Source organism: Limosilactobacillus coleohominis (assembly GCF_016901675.1).
Lineage (GTDB): Bacteria > Bacillota > Bacilli > Lactobacillales > Lactobacillaceae > Limosilactobacillus > Limosilactobacillus intestinavium.
Genome location: NZ_JACJKU010000165.1, coordinates 1 through 998, shown reverse-complemented (window position 1 = coordinate 998; position 998 = coordinate 1). Strand labels below are relative to the sequence as shown.

Here is a 998-nt window from a genome sequence, read left to right as displayed (position 1 = left end):
AACACCGCTTCAATATGAGCAGTATCTAGTTGCCTAGAAAAATATTTATTCAATTATTAAGCCAGAATATTCAACTTCCAACTTTTTGGGTACACGTCATCCTTCATCGTCTCACTCCTTATTTAGTTTGATTTTTCAGGCTTTTTAGAGTACAGGTTATTAACGGCTTGAACATCTGTATTTTGAATTGAGAAAAATGATCCAGACGGTTGCATCACTGATTGGGCGTTATTGTGGCTTAGCCCAATTGCATGACCAAGCTCATGCTCAGCAGTATTAACGATTCTCTCATGTGAGTAATTATAAACAGGATTTAATAAATACGCCTTGTTTAAATAGATATGTCCGCTGGTAAAGTACCCACTCATTGTGCTGACACTCATCTCTGTTAATCCTGCTGCTTGGTTATTTTGATTATTGGAAGTTGTAGCAACAATATCAGCTTGTTGACGACTCTTCACGATTCGAAACTTAAAAGCTCCAGTGTTGTTCCAAGCTTGGACAGCTTCTTCCATTGCTTGTTTGAAAACTTGATTATTCATATCGATGAAAATAGTAGCTTCGCGATTGGTCCACCGTCCACGAAACTCATCATTTTGGCTATCGATAGTTGATTGTTGATGCTGTGCATTAGTATTGGCTTTTGATTTACCATTGCTTTGAGTATCTAATTGATGCAGTGCGGTTTTTAAATAGGTAATGCTATTATCTGTCTGTCGTTGGAACTGGTGATTATCATTATAAAACCACATGAACCCACCAAAAACTACTAAATAAAAAGCTAAAGTAGTGAGAGTCCTACGAAGTTTGATAAGATCACATCCTTAATAAATATGTAGATAAAAATACCCCACGAAATGTGGGGTTGTCAAACTTTGCCGTTTTTATTAAGGCAGATTGCAAGAAATAAGTTAACAATTATCATGTAAGTTTCTAAAAAAGACTTCAATTGGTGTTTGCCAATTTAAACATTTCATTGGTCTCGAATTAAGCCACCA

General features: G+C 36.0%; 1 protein-coding gene. It reads right to left on the bottom strand.

The window, feature by feature from the left end:
* Positions 1-122: 122 nt before the first annotated feature.
* The gene (locus H5975_RS08330) at positions 123-752 is read right to left on the bottom strand and encodes a M57 family metalloprotease (RefSeq protein ID WP_204785626.1); all 630 of its coding nucleotides are present in this window, start codon (positions 750-752) and stop codon (positions 123-125) included.
* Positions 753-998 lie beyond the last annotated feature (246 nt).

Coding starts and splice junctions, on each gene's coding strand:
- H5975_RS08330 (WP_204785626.1), bottom strand. CDS start 752: ATGTGGTTTTATAATGATAATCACCAGTTCCAACGACAGACAGATAAT.